1 protein-coding gene is annotated in these 292 nt (G+C 50.7%); it reads left to right on the top strand.

The window, feature by feature from the left end; translation table 11 throughout:
• A partial coding sequence (locus MFF40_RS28415) for an ACT domain-containing protein (protein WP_238263161.1) occupies positions 1 to 255 on the top strand: 255 nt, incomplete at its 5' end.
• Positions 256 to 292 lie beyond the last annotated feature (37 nt).

Here is a 292-nt window from a genome sequence, read left to right on the forward strand (position 1 = left end):
ACCATCACCCGTCATGTCAGTAGTTGCGGCTGTAATATTGAAGACAGTCGCCTGGCGATGCTGGGAGAAGAGTTCACGTTTATTATGCTGCTTTCCGGTTCATGGAATGCCATTACTCTGATTGAATCAACGTTACCGTTGAAAGGTGCCGAACTGGATCTTTTAATCGTGATGAAGCGCACGACGGCGCGTCCGCGTCCGCCAATGCCAGCATCTGTGTGCGTTCAGGTCGATGTGGTAGACTACCAGCATTGAGTTGAACGCTTCACTGCACTTTTAGACGCGCACGATG

The organism is Methylobacterium mesophilicum (genome assembly GCF_022179445.1).
Taxonomy (GTDB): domain Bacteria; phylum Pseudomonadota; class Alphaproteobacteria; order Rhizobiales; family Beijerinckiaceae; genus Methylobacterium; species Methylobacterium mesophilicum.